Annotated in this window: 22 protein-coding genes; 10 read left to right on the top strand and 12 right to left on the bottom strand. The window is 36.8% G+C overall.

Annotated elements, in window-relative coordinates; translation table 11 throughout:
* Nucleotides 1-20: 20 nt before the first annotated feature.
* On the bottom strand, nt 21-1,712 hold the full coding sequence (locus tag H6W52_RS10165) for a DUF6909 family protein (RefSeq protein ID WP_116098258.1): 1,692 nt from the start codon (nt 1,710-1,712) through the stop codon (nt 21-23).
* A gap of 387 nt (nt 1,713-2,099) precedes the next feature.
* Between H6W52_RS10165 and H6W52_RS10160 the strand changes: the two genes are divergently transcribed.
* Entirely contained in the window at nt 2,100-4,295 is a 2,196-nt protein-coding gene (locus H6W52_RS10160; protein WP_076391403.1) for a glutamine synthetase III, read from the top strand.
* 443 nt (nt 4,296-4,738) lie between these two features.
* Nucleotides 4,739-5,452, top strand: coding sequence for a C40 family peptidase (locus H6W52_RS10155; protein ID WP_116098260.1), 714 nt, complete (start codon nt 4,739-4,741; stop codon nt 5,450-5,452).
* A gap of 360 nt (nt 5,453-5,812) precedes the next feature.
* On the opposite strand, the gene H6W52_RS10150 is transcribed toward H6W52_RS10155, so the two are convergent.
* The 6 genes from H6W52_RS10150 to H6W52_RS10125 all read right to left on the bottom strand — a co-directional run bounded on the left by H6W52_RS10150 (nt 5,813) and on the right by H6W52_RS10125 (nt 12,170).
* Nucleotides 5,813-6,391, bottom strand: coding sequence for a pentapeptide repeat-containing protein (locus H6W52_RS10150; protein ID WP_116098262.1), 579 nt, complete (start codon nt 6,389-6,391; stop codon nt 5,813-5,815).
* Nucleotides 6,392-6,507: 116 nt separating this feature from the next.
* Nucleotides 6,508-7,737, bottom strand: coding sequence for a rod shape-determining protein RodA (gene rodA / locus H6W52_RS10145; protein ID WP_116098264.1), 1,230 nt, complete (start codon nt 7,735-7,737; stop codon nt 6,508-6,510).
* Nucleotides 7,734-9,767 carry a peptidoglycan D,D-transpeptidase FtsI family protein gene (locus tag H6W52_RS10140; RefSeq protein WP_116098266.1) on the bottom strand — a complete coding sequence of 678 codons (2,034 nt, stop codon included), beginning with the start codon at nt 9,765-9,767 and terminating at the stop codon, nt 7,734-7,736. Before H6W52_RS10140 ends, rodA begins: the two co-directional genes overlap by 4 nt.
* Nucleotides 9,764-10,270 (bottom strand): rod shape-determining protein MreD, encoded by a 507-nt coding sequence (locus H6W52_RS10135; RefSeq protein ID WP_116098268.1) that lies wholly within the window; start codon nt 10,268-10,270, stop codon nt 9,764-9,766. The genes H6W52_RS10140 and H6W52_RS10135 overlap by 4 nt, the downstream gene beginning before the upstream one ends.
* Complete coding sequence (mreC, locus tag H6W52_RS10130; protein WP_076391391.1) at nt 10,263-11,117, bottom strand: rod shape-determining protein MreC; 855 nt, start codon at nt 11,115-11,117, stop codon at nt 10,263-10,265. The genes H6W52_RS10135 and mreC overlap by 8 nt, the downstream gene beginning before the upstream one ends.
* Before the next feature lie 27 nt (nt 11,118-11,144).
* A complete protein-coding gene (locus tag H6W52_RS10125) occupies nt 11,145-12,170 on the bottom strand; it encodes a rod shape-determining protein (RefSeq protein ID WP_027381028.1) in 1,026 nt (341 codons plus the stop codon).
* A gap of 394 nt (nt 12,171-12,564) precedes the next feature.
* Here H6W52_RS10125 and hemA point away from each other — a divergent pair, with 394 nt between their 5' ends.
* The 8 genes from hemA (at nt 12,565) to H6W52_RS10085 (ending at nt 18,441) form a co-directional block, all read left to right on the top strand.
* Complete coding sequence (gene hemA / locus H6W52_RS10120) at nt 12,565-13,839, top strand: glutamyl-tRNA reductase (RefSeq protein WP_087708547.1); 1,275 nt, start codon at nt 12,565-12,567, stop codon at nt 13,837-13,839.
* Nucleotides 13,826-14,737, top strand: coding sequence for a hydroxymethylbilane synthase (gene hemC / locus H6W52_RS10115; RefSeq protein ID WP_116098270.1), 912 nt, complete (start codon nt 13,826-13,828; stop codon nt 14,735-14,737). The genes hemA and hemC overlap by 14 nt, the downstream gene beginning before the upstream one ends.
* A 42-nt stretch (nt 14,738-14,779) precedes the next feature.
* Entirely contained in the window at nt 14,780-15,361 is a 582-nt protein-coding gene (locus H6W52_RS10110; protein WP_116098272.1) for a DUF1287 domain-containing protein, read from the top strand.
* Nucleotides 15,361-16,020, top strand: a complete 660-nt coding sequence (locus H6W52_RS10105; RefSeq protein ID WP_116098274.1) for a peptidoglycan recognition family protein — start codon at nt 15,361-15,363, stop codon at nt 16,018-16,020. The genes H6W52_RS10110 and H6W52_RS10105 overlap by 1 nt, the downstream gene beginning before the upstream one ends.
* Entirely contained in the window at nt 16,020-16,703 is a 684-nt protein-coding gene (locus H6W52_RS10100) for a uroporphyrinogen-III synthase (RefSeq protein WP_116098276.1), read from the top strand. The genes H6W52_RS10105 and H6W52_RS10100 overlap by 1 nt, the downstream gene beginning before the upstream one ends.
* 40 nt (nt 16,704-16,743) lie before the next feature.
* Entirely contained in the window at nt 16,744-17,781 is a 1,038-nt protein-coding gene (hemE, locus tag H6W52_RS10095; RefSeq protein ID WP_108408911.1) for a uroporphyrinogen decarboxylase, read from the top strand.
* Between the two features lie 106 nt (nt 17,782-17,887).
* A complete protein-coding gene (locus H6W52_RS10090; RefSeq protein WP_116098278.1) occupies nt 17,888-18,124 on the top strand; it encodes a hypothetical protein in 237 nt (78 codons plus the stop codon).
* Entirely contained in the window at nt 18,121-18,441 is a 321-nt protein-coding gene (locus H6W52_RS10085) for a type II toxin-antitoxin system RelE/ParE family toxin (RefSeq protein ID WP_116098280.1), read from the top strand. The genes H6W52_RS10090 and H6W52_RS10085 overlap by 4 nt, the downstream gene beginning before the upstream one ends.
* Nucleotides 18,442-18,497: 56 nt before the next feature.
* Here the strand turns inward: H6W52_RS10085 and H6W52_RS10080 are convergent, their stop codons facing one another.
* The 5 genes from H6W52_RS10080 to H6W52_RS10060 form a co-directional block, all read right to left on the bottom strand.
* Nucleotides 18,498-19,130: a nitroreductase family protein gene (locus H6W52_RS10080; RefSeq protein WP_116098282.1), complete on the bottom strand. Its 633-nt coding sequence runs from the start codon at nt 19,128-19,130 to the stop codon at nt 18,498-18,500.
* 84 nt (nt 19,131-19,214) lie between these two features.
* Nucleotides 19,215-19,946, bottom strand: a complete 732-nt coding sequence (locus H6W52_RS10075; protein WP_116098284.1) for an ABC transporter ATP-binding protein — start codon at nt 19,944-19,946, stop codon at nt 19,215-19,217.
* Nucleotide 19,947: 1 nt separating this feature from the next.
* Nucleotides 19,948-21,414 carry a DUF5687 family protein gene (locus H6W52_RS10070; RefSeq protein ID WP_116098286.1) on the bottom strand — a complete coding sequence of 489 codons (1,467 nt, stop codon included), beginning with the start codon at nt 21,412-21,414 and terminating at the stop codon, nt 19,948-19,950.
* 68 nt (nt 21,415-21,482) lie between these two features.
* Complete coding sequence (locus H6W52_RS10065) at nt 21,483-21,923, bottom strand: hypothetical protein (protein WP_123891963.1); 441 nt, start codon at nt 21,921-21,923, stop codon at nt 21,483-21,485.
* A 301-nt stretch (nt 21,924-22,224) separates the two neighbouring features.
* The gene (locus H6W52_RS10060) at nt 22,225-23,874 is read right to left on the bottom strand and encodes a DNA repair protein RecN (RefSeq protein ID WP_116098290.1); all 1,650 of its coding nucleotides are present in this window, start codon (nt 23,872-23,874) and stop codon (nt 22,225-22,227) included.
* Between the last annotated feature and the right edge of the window lie 34 nt (nt 23,875-23,908).

The following is a 23,908-nucleotide window of genomic DNA, read 5'->3' as shown; positions in this document are numbered from 1 at the left end:
TGTAATTGAAATTAATCAAGTTATTTTTTCGTTGAAGATTCTTTCTTTCCGCTCTGTAAGATCTTTTCTAAGATTCTTAAGGTGATAAGATAGGTTGGTTTTACCCCTGTTAATCCTAAACCTCCGGAAGAAAGGGTGCTTCCGGTTTCCAAAGGATTATCCGATGCGTAATAAGCATACATTACAAACAGATCCGGAGAAATATGGTGTCTGATTTTAGATGCCACCTGAATGGCTTTCTGATAATGCGCTCCTTCCATCTCAAGACCGATCGCTTTCCATGAAGTATTCATAAAATACGAAAGAATGTCCCTGTTCTGAAGTGAAGTTCCCAAAACGGTAATCATCGGACCTTCGAAAGCTTTTAATTCATCATCTTTAAAATCGTCCAGTTTAAGGGCATTTTCAAACGGATAATTGTCTGCTGTTCCTTCAAAAATATGTGAAGTCGGGATCATGATGTCTCCTTTTCCTCCGGCAAGAATTCCCGCTTTCCCCATGATGGAAACAGATTTTACCTTCATCATATACACTTCCCCTTTATGTTCGTAAGGTCTCAGCAATTCGTCCATTATTTCGTAGGCCTGTTCTCCGAATGCATAATCAAAAACCATTACAACATCATCACCTGCAAATTTAATATCCTGAAAAGGTGTATTTCTGAGATCTGTTTTGCTGAGGTCGATGATCTGCACATCGATATTACTTCCGCTTTTGTCATTAATGTAGATCATTCCCTGTTCCAAAGCGTATTTTGAAACCTTATCGCGAAGTTCTTTTTTGTCGGAAATTTCTCCGTACATTTTGTAATCTACTTCTTTATGATCTTTTTTCTTCAATGCTTCGTTGGCATACAGCATATTTTTCACTGAGTGCATATTGGCAGAAATGATGTGAAGCGGTCTCATGTGAAGATTATTTTCAAACAAAACTTCTTTTACTTTATTCGCCCACTTTTCACCAAAATAGTGATGTCCTACTCTTTCCTTTAAGATAGCACTGAAATGAATTTCTCTTTCTCTGGTCTGTTTTGCATCTTCCAGACTTACTTTCGCAAGGTTGTAGATGATTTTGAATAAACGGTCAGGATTTTCATCATCGCCAAACGTATTGTAAGCCTTTAAAGTTTCATCAAACGTTCTTCCTATTAAAGAAGAAAGGTGAATAAGGGCTACTTCTTTTTCTCTTCTGCTGAATTTTTTCTCGCCTTTCACCACTTCTTCGATAATTTTGAAGGCTCTTGTCGGTTTCCAGTTTTCATCCTGAATGAAAGCCAGATTGCGGACTTTATCTGCCTCAATAAATAAAAAGGTAAGGTGGGTAAGAATATCATAAATTTCCGAACGCCCCAAAAGAACTTCAATGTTCATCTGGTGTTCATCGATTCTGTAACAGTTTCTTCTTCTTTTTTTAGGAACGATCGGTTCAAAACTTCCTTTATCAAAACCTTCGTCTGATGTAAGATGAATGAAGGCGCATTCTTCGATTCCTTCTGGAAGTCTGTCTAAAACATACATCAAACCATCGAGTTCCAGTTTGCTGGGTATACTCATGGTACCGTAAATTTCCGGATTGATCGTCTTCAACAAACTTCTAATGCTTTCTCCTGAAACTCCGCTCGGCTTGAAAAAACCTCTATAAAACAGGTGTCTCATAGATATGTATAGCCTTTCAATTGCCTCGGTGGTTTCTCTTGCTCTAGAATTTGTCATATATTTAAAATTTTTATAAAAAGTCTGCTAAGTTACGAAAAATATTTTAAATGATATTATTAATTTGCTAACCAGCATTTTAACAAAATTGGTGTAACAAACAAAAATTATTTTTCTGTCTTAAAATTAAGATTTTTGAGGTGTTCTTTTTTAAAGTATCAGCAATAAATTTTCTTAATATTAAAAGTTACAGTTTAAAGTTCGATTCATTTTCTCATATATATATTAATTAGGTATAAAAATTTCAATTTGGGAATTCAAGCCCCTTGAAAAACTCACTTTATTTTAAAATTTTATTAAATTTCAAAAGCACCCCTTGAATTTTTAGGGTAAAATATTTTTCTATTCAATTTTTTCGTAAATTTGCCCCGTAAAAATTAACCTAATATGTCAACTTTAAGATTCAAAGCGTTAGAAACTTTACCATTCAAGGACTTCAGAAGAGATAATTCTGTAGAAGTTCCCGTGAAATTATCAGAATTATTCTGTCAGAATGTTTTCTCAGAAGAAACGATGAGAGAATATTTAACGAAAGAAGCATTCCAGTCTATTATGGATGCAGTAAAAAAAGGAAGCAAAATCCAAAGACACATTGCAGATCAGGTTGCGGTGGCTATGAAGGATTGGGCAATGAGCAAAGGTGTAACACACTACACACACTGGTTTCAGCCTTTAACAGGTTCTACTGCAGAAAAGCACGATTCATTCTTCACACCAATTGAAGGTGGAAGAGCGATCGAAAGATTCAGCGGAAATTTACTGATCCAGCAGGAACCGGATGCATCTTCTTTCCCGAATGGAGGTATCAGAAACACTTTTGAAGCAAGAGGTTATACCGCATGGGATCCTACATCTCCTGCGTTCATCATGGGAACTACTTTATGTATTCCTTCGATCTTCATTTCTTACACAGGAGAAACTTTAGATTATAAAGCACCTCTTTTAAGAGCATTGAACGCGGTAGACGAAGCTGCAACCAATGTAATGCAGTATTTCGACAAAAATGTAACAAAAGTAACCCCAACTTTAGGTTGGGAGCAAGAATATTTCTTGGTAGATTCAGCACTGTATCAATCTCGTCCTGATTTGGTTTTAACAGGTAAAACTTTATTAGGACATTCTCCTGCAAAAGGGCAGCAGTTGGATGACCACTATTTCGGTTCAATTCCTACAAGAGTCATGAATTTCATGAAAGAATTGGAAATTGAATGTATGAAATTAGGAATTCCGGTTACAACGAGACACAATGAGGTAGCTCCGAATCAATTCGAATTGGCTCCAATGTTTGAAGAAGTAAACGTTGCTGTTGACCACAACTCTTTGTTGATGGACGTTATGGCAAGAATCGCTCACAGACATCATTTCCATATTTTGTTCCACGAAAAGCCTTTCGCTGGCGTAAACGGAAGCGGAAAGCACAATAACTGGTCTTTAGCAACCGATACAGGTGAAAACCTTTTAAGCCCAGGAAAAAATCCTAAGAAAAACCTACAGTTCTTAACGTTCTTCGTCAATACAATTAAGGCGGTTCACGAATATGCAGATCTTTTAAGAGCAAGTATTGCTTCTGCAAGCAACGACCACAGATTGGGCGCGAACGAAGCTCCACCGGCAATTATTTCCGTATTCATCGGAAGCCAGTTGTTCAGAGTTTTGGAAGAGCTTGAAAAAGTAACGGAAGGAAAACTTTCTCCGGACGAAAAAACAGATTTAAAACTAAATGTAGTTGGAAAAATTCCTGAAATTTTGTTGGATAACACAGACAGAAACAGAACATCTCCATTTGCATTTACAGGAAATAAATTCGAGATCAGAGCGGTAGGTTCTTCTGCAAACTGCGCAGAGTCTATGACGGTAATGAACACGATTGCTGCAAAACAATTAAACGACTTCAAAAAAGAAGTAGATGCTTTAATTGAAACTGGTCTTAAGAAAGATGAAGCAATCTTCAATGTATTAAGAGAATACATCAAGCAGTGTAAAAACATCATGTTTGAAGGAGACGGATATTCTGATGACTGGGCTAAAGAAGCGGAAAAGAGAGGCTTAAACAATTTAAAAACAACTCCGGAAGCTCTTAAGCAGGAAATGGATGAGAAATTCTTAGCGCTTTACGAAGAGATGGGAATTTTCACGCACAGAGAAGTTGAAGCAAGAAACGAAATTAAATTAGAAAAATATTCTACGGTTATTGATATCGAAGCAAGAGTATTAAGTGACATCGCAAGAAACCACATTATTCCTTCTGCGTTAAACTATCAGAACAGACTGATCGAGAACGTAAAAGGGTTAAAAGAAATTTTCGGAGACAAAGAGTTCAAATCTTTGGCAAAAGAACAGATGAGCTTAATTACAAGCATTTCCGAGAATGTTTCTAAAATTAAAGTAGGCGTTGAAGATCTTATCAAAGCAAGAGAAGCAGCAAAAGCAGTTACCGAGAGCCAAAAACAGGCTGAAGAATACTGTAATAAGGTAAAACCTTTATTCGACACCATCAGAGATGCATCAGACGATCTTGAAATGATGGTAGACGACGAGCTTTGGCCAATGACGAAATACAGAGAAATGTTATTTACAAAGTAACATTTGTAAAGTTCCATATTAGTGAAACTCCCCTATTAATCGGGGAGTTTTTTTATGGGGTTATGAATTCTTTTTTAAATCGAATACAAAAGGTGTTATAAAAGCATTAAAAAGTAGAGTTAAAAACCTGAAACTACCGAGAAACCAATCATTTATTAACAAATTTTATAATGGGGTATTTTGAATTAATTTGATTGCCTATCCTTTATTTTACAATAATCTACAATAATTTTGTTAAAGAATCTTAATAAAAAAAACCGCACACCTACCAAAAACAGGCGGTTGCGGTTTATTTTTTTTTAACATACGTAAAAATTATGTTAAAATGTGTTAAATAAAGAACCTGACAATTGTCATATCGGGGCTCTTTTACTTGGATTCTATATTTTTGTATTGCTTTTGAAAATATACTATCCTTTTTTTAACACGGTAATCAAATATATATGAAGAAAAGAGTTTTGTTTTATCTAGTTGCTTTCGTCTCTACTGTATCGTTACAATCCTGTGTTACAAACTACGTAGTTTCAAAACCAGCAACTTACGCTAAAGAATACAAAACAGATGCCAAACTTGCCTCTCTTGAAACAAACAAAATGGAGCAGGATAAGCAGAAATTAATCAACTCATTTCTTGCAGAAAAGGCAGCTACTTTAGCCAACGCAAAAAATTCTATCAAAAATTCTGAGATTGCAAAAGCAATCAAACATAACGCAACAATCGATAACATCTTAAACGAAGCACAGACTTATCTTGGAACGCCTTACCGTTACGGAGGAATGACAAGAAACGGGATTGACTGTTCAGCTTTTGTACTTTCAGTTTTCGGTGCAGCAGCAGGTCTTAGCTTACCAAGAGTAGCAGCTTCGCAATCTGAAGAAGGTGAAAGAATCGAGAAAGAAAACCTTCAGAAAGGAGATTTGATTTTCTTTTCTCACGGAAGAAGAATTTCTCACGTAGGAATCGTAGAAAGCGTAACAGAAGAGGGGGAAGTGAAATTTATTCACGCCGCAACTTCAAAAGGAGTCATGATTTCTTCATTAAATGATTCTTATTGGGGTCCAAAATACAGATTCGGAAAGAGAATCATCAACGAAAACGGAGAAGCTTATAATAATCTTGCAACAACAACTCCGGCAGCAAACGCAGCAAGTTTTTAATTTTAAATAATTGATTTAAATAATGAGACCATCAAAATTTTGATGGTTTTTTTATTGTTTAGTTTCTAACTACCCCGTCTTTTGCTTCGCAAAATCCACCCCTTCAGAGAAGGGGAATTACTTTTTCTAATACTAAGAGGATAAAAGTTTCAGAGAATAGTTTCACCTGCAAAAGCTTTGAGATTGAGCTTAGATCAATTCTCAAATTTACTCTAATATTGAACTCCTGCGGAGTTCTTATTCTGCATTCTTCATTTTTGCTGTACAGATACAATTCCTACGGAATATTTATGTACAGAAAATCCAAAGATAAAATGGTATTAGGCAGCAAACGATCAACGATTAACCATCAACTGTAATCTATCCATTTTTATCAATTTCAATATCGAACTGATAAAGGAGTCCATGAATTTCAGAAAGCGAAAATTTAGCCTTTTTAAGCCTGTTTGAAGCCGGATTGATGGAATAGCTGAACGATGTACGGAAATCCGCTTTTTCAAGGTTGGTATGGTCGAAAACAGCTCCGGAGAGATCGCAACCGGAAAATACTGCGTTCGATAAATCGCATTCAGAAAAATCGACCTCAATTAATTTTGAATTTCTGAATAGTGTTTTTTTGATTGATGTTTTATAAAATATGGAATTGTTGAGAAGACAGCTTTCAAATGTAAACGATAATCCGAATTCGTTGCAGTCATTAAAATGCAGTCCAAACATTTTACACTCTTTAAAAACCACCTCGCGAAAAGCTGTTGAAACCAGATTCATCATGCTGAGGTTGCAGCCAATAAATTCGCAGTCGTTAAAATTATAGCCTGAAAGATTGGCATATTCTAAATTACAGTTTCGGAAAGTACAGTTTTCGTATTCGCCTTTGTATAAAGGCTGCGTTAAATTTTTGTTCTCGAAATTCTGATCTGAAAAATAGGATTCTTTCATAAACTTTGTTGAGAGTTATTTTATCTCACGAATTTGGCAGGTTACGCAGATCTCAATTATGAAAATTAAAACATACCATTTTAAGCTTCCATCATCCAACTTCTATCCTCCAGCTTTTAAACCAGACTATTCTTATCCGAATAATTTAATTTAAAGAAAATAAAAGTCATCATTGAGAACGCCAGTAAAGAACTTCCTCCGTAACTGAAATACGGCAACGGAATACCTACGGTTGGAAAAAGCCCCATAACCATTCCTAAATTGATGGTAAAGTGCATTAAAAGAATCGAGGCAAAGCAATATCCGAAAACGCGGTTAAAGCCCGATTTCTGCTGCTCGGCGAGATAATAAATTCGTCCGATGTAGATCATGTAACAAAGAATAAGAACAGCGCTTCCTACAAAACCCCACTCTTCACCTACCGTACAGAAAATATAGTCGGTTTCCTGCTCCGGAACAAATTTCCCCTGTGTAACGGAACCTTCACGGTATCCTTTTCCCCAAAGTCCTCCGGAACCGATAGCGGTTTTAGAATACAACAAATTATATCCGGAAGTATCCCTGAATGCTTTTTCACCTTTAAAAAGAACCTCAATTCTTTCTCTCTGGTGTTTCGGCAGTTTTTCTAAAATATAAGGCGCACCGAAAGACAGACCACATAAAAGCAGCACCGAACCCGCAATACTTGAGATGGAAATAATATTCCACGACATTTTGTAATAATTCATTGCAATGTATCCTCCGATAATCAGGATGATGGTAATCGCAACCCAGATCGGATCTATCGCCAAAGAGACGAGGAAAACCCCTGCAAAAAGAAATCCTACTCCAAACAGAACTCCGCTCAATCCTTCACGATACAAGGCAATAAAAAAGGCGATGAAAACCAACATCGAACCAACATCGGGAATGGCGAGAACCACAACAGCCGGAATTCCGACAATAGCCAAAGTGGTTAGTAATGACTTTCTGTTTTTCAGATTAAATTCCGGTCCGGAAACATAATTTGCGAGCATTAAAGCGGTTCCAATTTTTGCAAACTCAACAGGCTGCATGGTAAAACTTCCGAATTTATACCAGTTTTTCTGCCCGAGAATTTCTTTTCCAAAAGGGAAAAGCCCGATCAGCAGTAAAACACCTCCAATGTAAATAATTCCTGACATATTTTCGAAGAACTTGCTTCGTCCCACGAAAATCACCAATCCGACGAACAGGGAAATGCAGAAGAAAATAAGCTGTTTTTCTCCTAACTTTTGGTCTACACTATAAATATTTGCGATGGCAAAAGCACAAAGCAGGAAATATAAGCCAAGACCTAATTTATCTATTCCTTCTGCCCATTTCATTGTTTAGCAGGTTTTGTTTTATTATTTTTCGTTTCGATGTCTATTTGTTTCTGCAGTTTTGCTTTCTGCTCTTTTATAAATTTCAGACTGTCCTGTATTCTTTTCTGCTTGAGAGAATCTACCGGTTCTTTGTACAATCCTTTACGCTTCAGATCCGCAATCCACTGTCTTTTATATTCAGGCATAAAGCTTGAGGAAGTCATTTTTTTGTAGAGATTTTCACGCTTCAGATCGCCTGTAATAAATTTTTCGGCGATTACCGTTGAGGCTGGACCTGCCCAAGTCGCTCCAAATCCGGCGTGTTCCATTACCGCTGCAACCACAATCTTAGGTTTATCAGCCGGAGCAATCAAAACAAAAATGGAATTATCTTTTCCCTGCGGAACCTGTGCAGTCCCTGTTTTTGCCAACTGGGTAAAATCGTTGGATTTTAAGCCATGTGCCGTACCTCTTAAAACTACGGCTTCCATTCCTTTCAGCACCGGTTCAAAATGTTTTTTATCAACTAAAGTCTGATGTTTCTTTTTGAATCTCGGATCCGGATTGGGCTTTCCGTCGATCGATTTTACGATATGCGGAGTGTAATACCATCCTTTATTGGCAATTGCAGCCACATAATTGGCAAGCTGAAGCGGAGTTACCAAAACATCACCCTGTCCCATTCCGTTGAAAACAGCCCCGGTTGCCAAAGGATCCCAATTTTTAGGATCTTTTTTAGAACCGCTTGCTTTATAAATGGAAGCCATTCTTTTTTCGTAGAATTCCCCAGTCGGAATTCTTCCTTTTGCACCTACAGCAAAATCATTGTTCAAAAATTCCCCTACTCCGAAGCTGCTCATGATCTTTTTCCATTCGTCAACCCCTTTCGAAGGATTTCCCGGATATTTATTAATGATCGCCAAATACGCGTAGGAAAAGTAACAGTTACTGGAAACCTGAATAGCAGGAATCAGCGGATCTGCTCCACCGTGACCTTTAATTCTCAAGCCTCTGTAATTAAATCCACCACCGCAAGGGAAGATTGTATTTTCATCCATCACGCCCATCTGCATCGCAGACAAAGCGGTTAATAATTTGAATGTGGAACCGGGAGGATAAGCCGCCTGTAAAGACCGGTCGAAAGTTGGTTTGTTCTCGTAAATTGTATCTTTGGATAAAGCGTAGAGGTTTTTAGATTTATTCGGTCCGGTAAAAAGATTCGGATCGATATCCGGTCCCGTTGCTGCGACCAGAACTTCTCCGTTATTGGGATCAATCGCTACAATGGCACCGTGTTTATTGACAAGCATTTCTTCAGCAATTCTCTGCAGATCGTAGTCTATGGTAAGTGTAATGTCTTTTCCTGTGATAACGTCTTTGTCTAAAGATCCGTTTTTGTAAGGTCCTACATTTCTCAGTTTGATGTCCTTCTGAATGTATTTCATTCCTTTCACTCCTCGAAGTTCTTTTTCGTAGGCTTTTTCAACTCCTGTTTTTCCGATGAAATCGCCAGGTAAATAATACGCAGAGTCTTTTTTAATTTCTCTTTCGTTAACTTCACTGGTATATCCCAAAAGATTTCCCGACGTAGAAACTTCATATTGTCGCTGAGGTCTTGAAACAATACTGAAAGCGGGATATTTGAATATAATTTCCTGAACTCTCGCAATGTCTTCACGACTTAGATTTTTCATGAAGGTCATGGGAGTCAGCTTGGAATAATATTTTTCTTTTTTAATATTTTCGATGGTTCTGACGAAATCATTTTTGGAAATCTTCATCAGGTTGCAGAATCCTACGGTATCAAAATCAGGACGCATCAAAGCCTGAGTGAAGGAAATTTCGTAGGCAGGCTGGTTTCCCACCAGAATTTTGCCGTTGCGGTCAAAAATGACTCCTCTTTGCGGAATAACGTATTCAATTTTAATGGAAGTATTCGCTGCATTTAAAGCATAACGATCCGTAAATAACTGTAAATAAGCAATTCTCGCCACAAAAATCAGAGCGATAACGATAAGAACGGAAAAGATTTTTAAATAACGTGTGTTCAAACTTTTTGTTTGATTTTAAAGATTAATGCGTAAATAACTATAAATATAAACGAAATTAAACTAGTTACCAATACATTAAGCAATATTTCAAAAAATCTGCTCAACTTGAAGAATTCAATGTACTGTACTAAAAGCTGATGCAAAAAGATACTTGAAAATAAAAACAGTAAAAACTGCGCCCACTGCAGGGACTGAAAAGAGAAAAAATCTGTAGAAGTATCTGTAGAAGTTCGGAAAATCAAAGTCCTGAAATAAGCAATCAAAGTGGTTGCAAACGCATTCATTCCCCAGGTTCCGAGAAATGCATCTATGGAAAGCCCGATAAGAAAACTTTGTGCTAAAAACTGAAATTTATTTCTGAAAAAAGGATAAAACATCACGAATACCGGATAGAGCACCGGAGTGTACTTTCCGAAAATGGTGATCCTGTTCAGTACAAAAATCTGTAATGCAACAAGAAAAATCATAATCAATATATCCGTAAATAATGTTCTGCTAATCATTTTCCTTTTTTATTACAGCCTGCATGGTATCCTGAATCTTCTGAACTTCAGCTTTCTTGAGGTTTTTCACCACATAAACTTTGCTTAAAGCTCCCATTTTTTCACTTAGTTCCACCGAAATATCCCAGAATCCGGTTTTATTATCCACAGAATACCCTGCAATGGTTCCGATCTGTACGCCTTTAGGGAAAATCGCTGATTTTCCGTCGGTAACCACAGTATCGCCAATTTTCAGGGCAACATATTTTGGAATATCCGCCAAATGCATTACTCTGGAGTTGTCTCCGTTCCATGTTAAAGTTCCGAAATATCCTGAGTTTTTTAAAGCAGCATTGATTCTGATTTTATTAACACTTAAAACCGACTGAACCAAAGCGTAACTGTCTGTAGAGTTAATAACAATTCCGGCAATCCCTTTCGGAGCCATCACTCCCATTTGCGGAAAAACACCGTCTCTCCTGCCTCTGTTGATGGTAAAGTAGTTATTTCTTCTGTTGATGCTGTTGAAAACAATCTCTCCGTCTACAAAAGTATAGATTTGTCCGCCTCCGATCGTATCATGAACTTTTCTGAACATTGGATTTTTTGCTCCCTGTTTTCCGTAAAGTTCCACCATCAAGGCTTTATTTTGTGCCACAAGATCTTCGTTGATCTGTTTCAGCTTAAGATACGAAACTCCTTCATCGATATATCCCGAAACCCAAGAATTGAAAGCAGCAGACTGCCCTGCAATCCATGATTGCTGCATGGCGTTTTTAGAGAATATCAGAACAAGAGCAATGATTTGCAGAAATATAAAGAAGACAAATAGCGCATTCTTTGAAAATAATCTCAGCAAAAATCCCATTCAGATGTGTTTCGTAAAAAGTTAGAATTATTTAATTAAGAAATTGAATTTATCCATATTCTTAAGTGCAATACCTGTTCCGCGAACAACCGCTCTCAACGGATCTTCTGCTACAAATACAGGAAGACCTGTCTTTTTGTGCAATCTGTCTGCAAGACCTCTTAATAATGCACCGCCACCGGCAAGATAAATTCCTGTCTTATAAATATCTGCCGCCAATTCCGGAGGAGTAAGAGAAAGTGTTTCCATTACCGCATCTTCAATTCTGATGATCGATTTGTCCAATGCTCTGGCAATCTCTTTATAACCCACCATAATTTCTTTTGGCTTTCCTGTAATAAGGTCTCTTCCCTGTACCGGAATATCTTCGATATCTACGTCTAAGTCTTCAACGGCAGAACCAACTTCGATTTTAATTCTCTCCGCTGTTCTTTCTCCGATATATAAGTTGTGATGCGTTCTTAAGTAATACGCGATGTCATTCGTAAATACATCTCCCGCAATTTTTACAGATTTATCGCAAACGATACCTCCCAAAGCTACAACAGCAATTTCTGTAGTACCGCCACCTATGTCGATGATCATGTTTCCTTCAGGTTTCTGTACGTCGATTCCAACCCCTATTGCTGCAGCCATCGGTTCGTATATTAAACGAACTTCTTTAGCGTTTACTTTCTGGGCAGAATCTCTTACCGCTCTTTTTTCAACCTCTGTAATTCCGGAAGGAATACAGATTACGATTCTTAATGCGGGCTGAATAAATTTCCCTTTAATTCCAGGAATTTTTTTGATGAATTCCTTAATCATGTGTTCAGAAGCGTGGAAATCGGCAATTACCCCGTCTTTCAACGGACGGATTGTTTTGATGTCCTCATGAGTTTTCCCCTGCATGTGTTTCGCCTGTTCACCCACGGCAATCGGTCTGCCTGTCGAACGCTCGATCGCGACAATAGACGGCTGGTCTATAACAATTTTATTATTATGGATGATAAGGGTGTTGGCAGTACCAAGGTCTATCGCAATTTCTTGCGTAAACATATCGAATAAACTCATACTTTTACTTCTGATTTTTTAAAGAGTTACAAAGATATAAATTTAAGAGTACCAAAGAAATTCCGCGGGCATATAATTTGGTTAAATTTTTATTAAAATTTGTAATCGTCTATTAACTTTTGCTCTAAGCATTTACAGAATTTATTTTAAGCTGGATTTAAGATAAACACAGGCTTAATGCAGGTAAAACGGCAGTCCTTAACTTCTTCTTTTTTGTGAAATATCTTTACAGAGTATCCAAATGATGAAAATTTATCTTTTTTGAAAAATAATTTTAACGTTTATTAACAACAAGATATCCTATTTTACCATCTCCGAAATAGTTTTTTACGATAATTATCATATACATTTTCAGAAAGTGGTTTGCTAAAAAAAACGTAAATTTGCCACGCTTATGTTACAATATTCAAACATACATCAGACGTCTAATTTTGCTGTGCTTTCCGTTAGTTTCGAAAAAGCTGACGCAGAAACAAGAGGTAAATTTGCATTTTTTGATGAAAACATTAAGAATTTCGTTACCCGGATCCATAATGAAGATTTAGGGGATTCATTTGTCGTTTCGACTTGTAACAGAACCGAAATCTATACCACTTCTCCCAATTATCTTCTGGTTGCGGAAGAATATTGTAAAACAATCGGGGTTAATCTGATGGATTTCCTTCAGTTTGCGAATATTTTAACGAAGGAAGAAGCTTTAACTCACCTTTTCAGAGTTGCAGCCGGACTTGAAAGCCAGATTATCGGAGATTTTGAGATCATCGGACAGATTAAAAAAGCCTACAACCGTTTCAAAAAAGAAAGACAGAACTCTAATCCTTATCTGGAAAGAGCCATCAATTCCGCCATTCAGATTTCGAAAAGAATAAAAAATGAGACCGGAATTTCCAACGGAGCAGCTTCTGTTTCTTATGCGGCGGTTCATTATATTTTAAACAGCCAGAAAAGAATTACCGAAAAAAATATTCTTCTGCTTGGCGTAGGAGAAATCGGGCAGAATACGGTTGAAAATCTTGTAAAACACGTTTATCAGCCGAAAATAAAAATTGCCAACAGAACTCAGGAAACGGCAGCTAAGATTTCCGAGAAGTACAATATTCCGCATATTGATTACGCCGATTTTGATAAAGAACTGGGCAATACAGACATTCTTATCGTTGCGACCGGTGCAAGACATCCCATCGTGAACAGATCTCATTTCCCGAACGGAAAAGAAACTTTGGTAATTGATTTATCCATCCCGAATAATGTGGATAAAAACGTAAAGGAGAATGAAAATGTAACGCTGATTGACGTGGATGAACTTTCCAAACAGATTCAGGAGACCATTCAGCAGAGAGAAAAAGAGATCCCGAAAGCCGAAAAAATCATCAAGGAAATGACGAAAGACTTCCTTGAGTGGGAAAAAAAGAGAAAACTCGCACCCAATATCCATCATTTCAAAGCGGTTCTTAAGAATATGGAACGCAATGAAATGCATAATTTTTACAAAAAAAATAAATACATAAACATCACGGATATGGAACTTTCTGATAAAATGATCCAGAAAATTACCAACCGTTTTGCAAAATATATCATCGATAATCCTTTAAAAGCCGAAGAAATTAGTAAATTAATGCACGAAATATTAGTTGAACAACCAAACAACGAATTCAATGAAAAGCATTAGAATCGGAACCAGAAATTCTGCACTGGCACTTTGGCAGGCTAGAGAAGTTGCGAGGCATCTTCAGAACAACAATTATTTAACGGAAATCGTTCCTATTGTCTCTTCAGGCGATAAAAACCTTACACAGCCTCTTTATTCATTAGGAATTACAGGCGTTTTTACAAGAGATCTTGATGTTGCCTTATTAAATGACGAAATTGATATTGCCGTACATTCTTTAAAGGATGTTCCTACAAAACTTCCCGAAAACCTTGAGATCGTTTCTTATCTGGAAAGAGATTTTCCGCAGGATGTCCTGATCCGAAAGGAATCTGCAAAAAACAAAGAACTTCACGAGCTTAAGCTGGCAACCAGCAGTTTAAGAAGAAGAGCATTCTGGCTGAAAAACTTCCCCAATGCTGAATTTTCGGACATTCGTGGAAATATTCAGACAAGGCTTCAGAAGCTGGAAGAAGGAGATTTTGATGCGACCATTCTGTCTCTGGCAGGAATTAAGAGAATGAAAATGGATATTGATTATGAAATGATTCCGTTTTTAATTCCGGCTCCGTCGCAGGGAGTGATTGCTGTCGCAGGACATTCAGACAAAACTGAAATCAATGAAATCATCAGACAGTTTACCAATCATAAAAATACGCAGATCTGTGTGGAAATGGAAAGAAATTTCCTGAGCACGCTGGAAGGAGGCTGTACTGCACCTATTGGAGCATTTGCAGAACTTTTTGAAGATCAGATCCGTTTTAAAGCGGCACTTTGTTCTCTGGACGGTAAAAACTGTATTGCAACAGATGAAAGCTTTGCATATAATAATGAAGAAAATTTCGGGGAAAAATTTGCAAAAACTGTTCTTGAAAACGGCGGAAAAGAATTGATGGCAGAAATTAAGAGCCACATCTAAAATTCATTTTTTACATTTAACTTTTTAAGGTTACGGACTTCTATGAAGAAATATTTCTCAATATTTATTGTAGTTCTTTGCGTGTTTTTTGGAAAAGCACAGAATCAGTTTACCCAAAAACTGTCTGATGCGGCTTTGAGCCTTACAAAAGACAGGGTAACTTACGATCCCGCCTATTTCAACATCAAGTATCCGAACGGAGACGTTCCTGCGGACAAAGGCGTTTGTACCGATGTTGTGATCAGAGCTTACCGAAAACTGGAGATTGATCTTCAGAAAGAAGTGCATGAAGATATGGCGAAAAATTTTTCAAAATATCCTAAAAAATGGGGACTGAAAAAGCCCGACACGAACATCGACCATCGTAGAGTTCCCAACCTGAGAGTGTTTTTTGCCAAATTTGGAAAATCAAAATCCATTGAAACCAAACCGGAATTATATGTTCCCGGAGATATTGTAACCTGGGATCTTCCGGGAAATTTAACGCACATCGGAATTGTAGTGAACAGAAAATCGGCGGACGGGAAAAGGTATTTAATTGTACACAATATCGGAGGCGGACAGGTTTTGGAAGATTGTTTGTTTAAGTTTACCATTACAGGACATTATCAATATCAGAAATAATGACGAGAAATGTAATCTGCTTTTTGATTTTTATGTTGATGGGTTTTGCATCAGCTCAAAAAAATGAACTGAAAATCATCAATAAGCCTATCAATTATTCTGAAGAAAGAGTTCGTTTAAGTTTAGAATATCTGAAAGAGCATCACGGTCTGGTTCAGAAAACACCAACGATTGTTCCGAAAATGATCGTTCTTCATTACACAGCGGGCGGAAATGTGGAAAGTAATTTTAAATATTTTAACAAAACGCATCTTGAAAACGCAAGAAACACTTTAAAAAAGCAAAGCACGCTGAATGTTTCTTCACAATTCATCATTGACAGAGACGGAACGGTTTATCAGTTGATGGAACCGAATCAGTTTGCCAGACATACGATTGGCTTGAATTACTGCGCCATCGGAATTGAAAATATCGGAAGTAAAAAAGAACCGCTTACGGACAAACAGGTTTCCGCAAATGCACAACTGATACGATATTTAACCCAAAAATATAAAATAGAATACCTCATCGGACATTCGGAATACGGAATCTTCAGAAATTCAAAACTGTGGAAAGAATCTGATCCGAATTATTTCACAGGAAAAGAAGATCCGGGAAAGGATTTTATGAACAAAGTAAAACTTCAGACCGCCGATTTACATTTAAAAGATAAACCATAATGAACATTTTATTTACCAAAAACCTAGATCCGGCGATTGTAACCAAAGAATTGGGAGACGATGTTTCGTTTGACTGTGTTGAGGTAATTAAAACAAGTTCTATAAAAACTGATGCTTTTGATCTCAAAGATTATTCATTGATTTTTACCAGCGCAAAAGGAGTAAGTTCATTTTTTAAAAACGGATTTAAACCTAACGAAGATTTTACGGCGAAAAACTACAATAAAATCTACTGCGTCGGTGAAAAGACGAAAAAAGAGCTGAGAAAAAACGGTTTCGGAACGTTTAAAGTCCTGAAAAACGCGGAAGAACTTTCACGGTTTATCATAATGCACTGTCAGCAGGAAAAATTTCTTCATTTCTGCGGAAATATCGCATTAGACGTGCTTGACAAAAATCTTCCCCTTCAAAACATCAGCTACAGAAAAATCACTGTGTACAATACGGAGGAAATCAATCCGTTGATAAATGAAAAATATCATGCCGCAGTGTTTTTTAGTCCGAGCGGAGTTCGTAGTTTTGCAAATCGAAATTCTTTTGGGGATATGATTCTGGTTTCCATTGGAGAAACTACTGCCAATGAACTCAGAAAGCATACTTCAAAGCCTGTTTTGGTTTCGGAAGGAAGCACATTACTGTCTGTTCTGAAGCTGATCCGAAAAGAAATTTTAAATAAAAATTGATATTTTAATTGTCATTCTTGGCAATAAAGTCTAGTATATTATGATTAAAAACGACCTATACTTAAAAGCACTTCGCGGAGAAACCGTAGAAAGACCACCGGTTTGGATGATGAGACAGGCTGGAAGATATTTGCCGGAATTTATTGCATTACGCGACAAATACGACTTCTTCACAAGATGTCAGACACCGGAACTGGCTTCCGAAATTACCGTACAGCCGATCAGAAGATTTCCTTTGGATGCAGCGATTTTATTCTCTGATATTCTTGTTGTTCCTCAAGCGATGGGAATTGATTTTAAAATGAAGGAATCTGTAGGTCCATGGTTGGATAATCCCATCAGAACGATGGAAGATGTGCAGAATGTGGTGGTTCCTGATGTGAATGATACTTTAGGTTATGTTTTTGATGCTATTGAACTGACTTTACAGAAATTAGATAATGAAATTCCTTTGATTGGTTTTGCAGGTTCTCCGTGGACGATACTCTGCTATTGTGTGGAAGGAAAAGGAAGCAAGGCTTTTGATATTGCTAAATCTTTCTGCTTTACACAACCGGAAGCGGCGCATTTATTACTTCAAAAAATTACCGATACAACGATTGCTTATCTGAAAAGAAAGGTTGAAAAGGGTGTTTCTGCGGTTCAGGTTTTCGATTCATGGGGCGGAATGCTTTCTCCGGCAGATTATCAGGAATTTTCATGGAAATATATTAACCAGATCGTTGAAGCTTTAAGTCCTTTAACGCACGTTGTGGTTTTCGGAAAAGGATGCTGGTTTGCTCTGGAAGATATGGCGCAGTCTCCGGTTTCTGCTTTGGGTGTTGACTGGACGATTAAACCTGAGTTTGCAAGAACTTTAACCAATCATACAATGACGCTTCAGGGAAATTTTGATCCTGCAAGACTGCATTCAACTCCTGAAACAATTAAAAAAATGGTTACTGAAATGATCAACCGTTTCGGAAAAGACCGTTACATTGCCAATTTAGGACACGGCATTTTACCGAATATTCCTGTGGAAAATGCAGAAGCATTCATCAGAGCGGTGGTGGATTGGAAACCGAATGCTGAGTTTTAGTATTTAAATACACATACAATAAAAAATCCCTTTCAAAAAAACCAATTGAAAGGGATTTTAATTTTAAAATAATTTTTATACATTTGATTATCAAATATTTCTAAAAATGGATATCCAAAGCAGAAAATTAGCTTTTATACAGGCTTTTCTCAACCTTCAGAGTGAGGAAATAATTGGTCAGTTTGAAAAACTCATGAAGAAAGCTAAAAATATGGATGAAGAAAATCAATTTAAGCCTTTCTCCAAAGAAGAAATGAATGAAAGAATTTCAAGATCTGAAGATGACTTCAACAATAAAAAATTCAAAACCACTTCTGAACTTTTGTTAAAATACGAAAGGTGAAATATAAAATCATTTGGTCAGAATTTTCAGAAAAGCAGATTGATGATATTTTTAATTACTATGAATTAACATCAGGAAGCTATAAGGTTGCTTTAAAAATTGTTACGAGAATTCTAAAAGCTCCGGATAAGTTAATTGACAACCCCAAAATGGGTCAGACAGAATTTTTACTTGAAAACAGAATCATCAAATATCATTATCTTGTAGAATCGAACTATAAAATTATTTACTCTGTAGACGAGGAAAATCAGTTGATTAAAATTGCAGATGTTTTTGATACAAGACAAAATCCTAAAAAGATAGATCGCGAAAAATAAATAAAACACCCTTTCAATTGCTGAAAGGGTGTTTCTATGAGTAAAATAATCAATAATTACTTGATTTCTGTAATGAATTCTTCTTTGGGTTTTCTTATTTTCGTAAGATTTACCAACCAGTCGTTGGAAGCATCTCTGTAGCCGATCGGTAATAAAAGAACGCTTTTTAAACCTTTTTCCTGCAGGTTTAAAATCTTATCAACTTCTTCAGGAATAAAGCCTTCCATTGGTGTAGAATCTACTTCTTCGAAAGCGGCTGCAATAATCGCTGCTCCAAATCCGATATAAGCCTGTTTTGCGGCATGAGTGAAGTTCTCTTCTGCAGATCTTTGCGGATAAGTACTCAACAACATTTGTCTGTAATTTTCCCATCCTTCATTTTTAAATCCTCTTACTTCATTGGTAAGATCAAACATTGCATTGATTCTTTCTTCTGTGTAATTATCCCACGCTGCAAAAACCAATAGATGCGAACAATCTGTAATCTGCGGCTGATTCCACGCGTGAGGCTTGATCTGTTCTTTAACTTCCTGATTGGTAATCACAATAATTTCAAAAGGCTGAAGACCGCTTGATGTAGGAGCCAGTCTTGCAGCTTCTACTATTTTATCCACTTTTTCCTGTGGTACTTTCTGACCGTTCATTGCTTTGGTAGCGTATCTCCAGTTCAGTTTTTCAATTAATTCCATAGATTAAATTTTAACTTTCACAAAATCAAATGATGTACCACAATTTTTGATGCATGATTTTCAAATTTGATGTATTGGTATTATCTATAATGCAGAATCCTCTTCTGCCGGACTTGAAATCTGATCGGCAAAATACTGTTCCAGATCTTTCAGAGTTTCAGGATTGGTCTGAATATCTTTTACCAATTGCCCTTTGTTTACGACTACAATTCTGTTGCAGACTTCTGTGGTATGCGAAAGATCGTGACTGGAAATAAGGAAAGTCACCCCATCTTGTTTAGACAGTTCTTTAATTAAGTTTTTAAGCTTGATCTGTGTGGAAGGATCCAGATTGGCAAAAGGTTCATCCAGAATAATGATTTCGGGATTTCCGATGATGGCGCCCACAATTCCTACTTTTTTCTGGTTTCCTTTAGAAAGATCGCGGACGTATTTTCCGGAGTTTAAAATTTCTCCGCTGAAAAGATCATGAAACTGTTTTAAAAAGGCATCAACAGAAGCTTTGTTCTGCCCTCTCAGTTCCCCGATGAAATAGAAATATTCTTCCGGTGTAAGATAACCGATGAGGAAAGAATCGTCTACAAAAGCGGAAACTTTGTTTTTCCATGCTTCAGATTCATTTACTTTTATCCCGTCTATGCTTACAAATCCTGTAGAAGCCTGAATAAGATCAAGCATTAAGCTGAAAAGAGTGGTTTTTCCGGCTCCGTTGTTTCCTACAAGACCGAATGTTTCCCCTTTCGGGATTTCCAGATGTTCTATATTTAAAACGGTTGCTTTACCGTATGTTTTTGTTAAATTATTAATGGTGATCATATTAATCTTTGTTTTTGAATGCTTCTAATGTGCTGTATTTTTCTACCTTGTAATGTTTTACGATAATATCGAAGATCTTTTCTCTGATGAAAAATCCGATTACTCCCAGAACTCCGATACTGATAACTCCCGCTGTAATACTGAAAAATTTCTGCATCAATGCGAAAACAAGCATCGGAAGAAACATCTTCGGAATTAAAAGCAGAAGCGCTTTTACATTAAAGCTGTTTTTCTGTCCGAATCTTTTTTCTTTGGCATTAAGATCCATCTGCGTTTTGTTAAAAGCTCCCGACCAAAGTGTAAACTGGGAATTTACTCCGATATTGTAAATTCCGGCAGCGAAGAAGGTAAGATACATTTCCCAGCCGAAATAGGCATAGCAAACCGCCAGAATCATGGAAAAAGCGGTGACAATATTCATCAGCCACCATTTTGCTTTCAGGTATTCTTTGTAAGGAACATTCAGCGTCATCATCAAAGGATAGTAAGAGCTGTCGAAAGCGGGAACCCGCTGTCCGAACATAAACTGAAATCCTCCGGTTACAAATAATCCCATGAACATCATCATCGCCGGTGTTTTGTAAATCGGTGACGAAAACATCAGCAATCCATAGAAAAGAAACATAATGCTTCCCCACAAAATTCCTTTCGTTACCTTATTGCGTTTCAGCATTTTAATATCGTTATTGATGAACGTTCCGATCGCTCCGTATTTGTTGAGAAAGGTAATATTCTCGGTTCTTCCAATCTCTTTTTTAGCTTCCAGACCTTCATCCAGATAAAATATTTTCCGGATATGGTTGTAGCAGATTCTCCACAACCCGAAAAACAACCCGATTGAAATCACTACAAAATAAGGTCTTTCAAAAAAATTATAAAAAAACCGCTCAGAATAATCCAGAACCGGAACAATATTGTAATACGCCAATCCTGCAACTGCCGCAAAAATACATCCGACAACAATGGCAATGGTTTCTTTATCGTTAAAAAGAATGTTGATAAAATTATTGAGGTAAAATAACAGCGAAATCCCAATCAGCCATCCAACAACGCCTAAAACATCATATCCGTTGAATAATGCAATGATGGAAAAAGTAATCAGGAACAGGGAATTGAACCAACTGAAAGCTGACAGAAATGTTTTTCCCAGCATATAATTCACCAATGTCTTTTTGGGAATATTGAGCGTAAGAAACGGCTTTATATTCTGCGTCGGCAATTCCTGCCAAATATATTTGGCAATGAGGTCGACCGCCCAAGCTGCAATCATGAATTTTGAAACCACTTTAAAGGGATTCTGATGCATTTCTTCCTGAATATAAAAAAATGCGACAAATGCTCCTCCTACAAGACAAGCCATAAAATAAAGAATCCCGATAAATCGAAGAATCTTCATTGCCAGATTGATTCCTAAAGAACTGCCCCGAAAAAAGCTTTTGATTTCTAACCTGAGGAATTTTAAAAACATAGCTATCTTTTATTATATTAGTTTGTATAAAGATAGAATTGTTACAGAAATTATATACAGGAGCTTAATTAATTACAATCTTTGGCTGTATCTAAAAAGATTTTTTCCTTTTTCCAGAAATTTCCGGAATCTTTATATTTTAGCTGCATGGATAATATTCCTTTTTTAAACTGAAAATTTTCAAACAATTCTTCTGCATACAAAATATCCGAGTTTTTCAGCGTATTTTCAATTTTCTTTTGAGAAACTTTTATTCTGCAAGATTGATTGGTATTGAGATTAGTAAATAATACTTCATCATTTCCCGACATCGTCAATACATAAGGATTCTTGGAAGAATCATCGCTAAAAATTGCAGTTCCCAGTTCAGCAATCTTTTTTCCTGTTTCTTTGCTGTAAAGAATGTATTCATGAGGATCACAACATCCGGAAGCCCTGCTGTTTTCTATTAAAAATGAATTTGTATATTCAGTCCACTGAATGTATCCTAATCTGGTCGTAAATTCCATTTTCTTTTTATCCAGCGAATATATTTTACGCCGAATTTTCCCTTTTTGAAACGTAATCCAGGAAGCATTGCAGTTGTATTCCCAATATATTTTTGCTTTATTTTTAAAAACTGTCGCTTGACAGGAAATTAAGCTTTTTAATTCCGGCTTTTTTGAACAGCCACAGTTTTGACTGTACACTAAATGTAAAAAGAGCGAGAATATGAGAATTAATAATTGTTTCATGAATATGGATAAAATTCAAATATAAAAAAAGACCTCTGAAAATCCAGAAGTCCTATATCATTTATTTCGTTAAAACCTACCCTATCAACTCTTTTGCCTGCGCCAAAGCCGCTTCCGTAATCTTACTTCCGGAAAGCAACTGGGCAATCTCGTTCAGCTTTTCCTCGTCACTTAAAGGAACAATGGTAGACTGGGTTTTTCCGGCGATGTCCTGTTTCAGCACTTTGTAATTGTTGTTCCCTTTTGCGGCAACCTGTGCTAAGTGAGAAATGACGATGAGCTGCATATCGGCAGACATTTCGCGCATCAGATTTCCGATTTCTTCGGCTACTTTTCCGGAAACCCCGGTATCGATTTCGTCTAAAATTAAGGTTGGAAGTTCATCACTTTCTGCAATGATCTTTTTTACCGCCAACATTACCCTTGATCTTTCACCACCGGAAATTGCCGTTTGAATAGGCTTTAACGGAAATCCTGAGTTTGCCTGAAACAAAAGCTGGATATTTTCTTTTCCAAATGGGTTGAAATCCGAAGAATCGTGCAGTTCAATATCAACTCTGGCTTTTTCAAGACCTAGTTTTTTCAGTAAAGATTCTGCTTTTTTGATGAAAACAGGAATGCTTTTCTTTCTGTTTTTCGAAAGCTTTTCAGCCAAAGACTGAAGTGTTTTTTCCTTTTTGGAAATATTTTCTTCTACCTCCTCAATCTGAGCCTCCAGTTCGGACGCACCCTGTTGTTCTCCGGCCAACTGATCTCTGATTTCTATGAGTTCTGTAAGATCGGAAACATTATGTTTTACAAAAAGATTATTGATTCTGTTATTTAATTCAACCAGTAAGGCTAAATTTTCAGGATTTACTTCTATGCTTTCCGCTTCATCTTCAAGCTCGGAGATAATGTCTTTTAATTCTACAAAAGACATTTCAAGCCTTTCATCTAGTTCCGCAAAACTCTGGGAAACTTCCGCAATTTTAGCAAGTTTATTTTTCGCTTCATTAAAAAATGACAAAATTCCTACTTCTTCCTGATGAAATCTTGATAAAACCTGAGCCAGATTATCGGAGATCATTTCCGCATTTTCCTGAATGGAAAGCTGATTCTGAAGTTCTTCATAATCCACATTATCCAGATGAAGTTCCTCGAGTTCGTTCAGAAGAAATGTTTTATAGTCACTTTCTTTATTGGAATCCGAAAGCTGAGTCTGCAATTTTTTAAGCTGTGTTTTAAGGCTTTGAAAATCTGAAAATTCATTCTGATACTCATGAATGATTTGTTTGTTTTCAGAAAGTCCGTCGATGATTTTAAACTGATATTCTGCCGTAAAAAGATTCGACGTTTCAAACTGGGAGTGAATGTCGATCAACTGAGAAGACAGTTCCTTTAAAATATCCAGTGTTACAGGAACATCATTAATAAACGCTCTCGATTTTCCGGAAGGTAAAATTTCTCTTCGGATGATCGTTTGATGTTCATAATCAAGATCATTTTCGATAAAGAATTTTTTGAACTGATTGTTCAGGGAAAATTCTGTTTCTACGATGCTTTTTTCTTCTGCTTTTGAGATCGATTTTACATCTGCTCTTTCACCCAGAATCAGTCGGAGCGCACCTAAAATGATAGATTTTCCCGCACCGGTTTCTCCGGTAATCACCTGTAAACCGTTGTGCAATGATACTTCAAGGGTATCAATAAGGGCAAAGTTTTTAATGTAAATTCTCGAAAGCATTGATAATAGCGATTATTTGGCTATTGCAAATATA

The organism is Chryseobacterium sp. C2(2020), from assembly GCF_014218915.1.
GTDB classification, from domain to species: Bacteria; Bacteroidota; Bacteroidia; order Flavobacteriales; family Weeksellaceae; genus Chryseobacterium; species Chryseobacterium mucoviscidosis.
The sequence above is the reverse complement of the archived record's forward strand: the minus strand, read 5'-3'. Positions and strand labels throughout refer to the sequence as shown.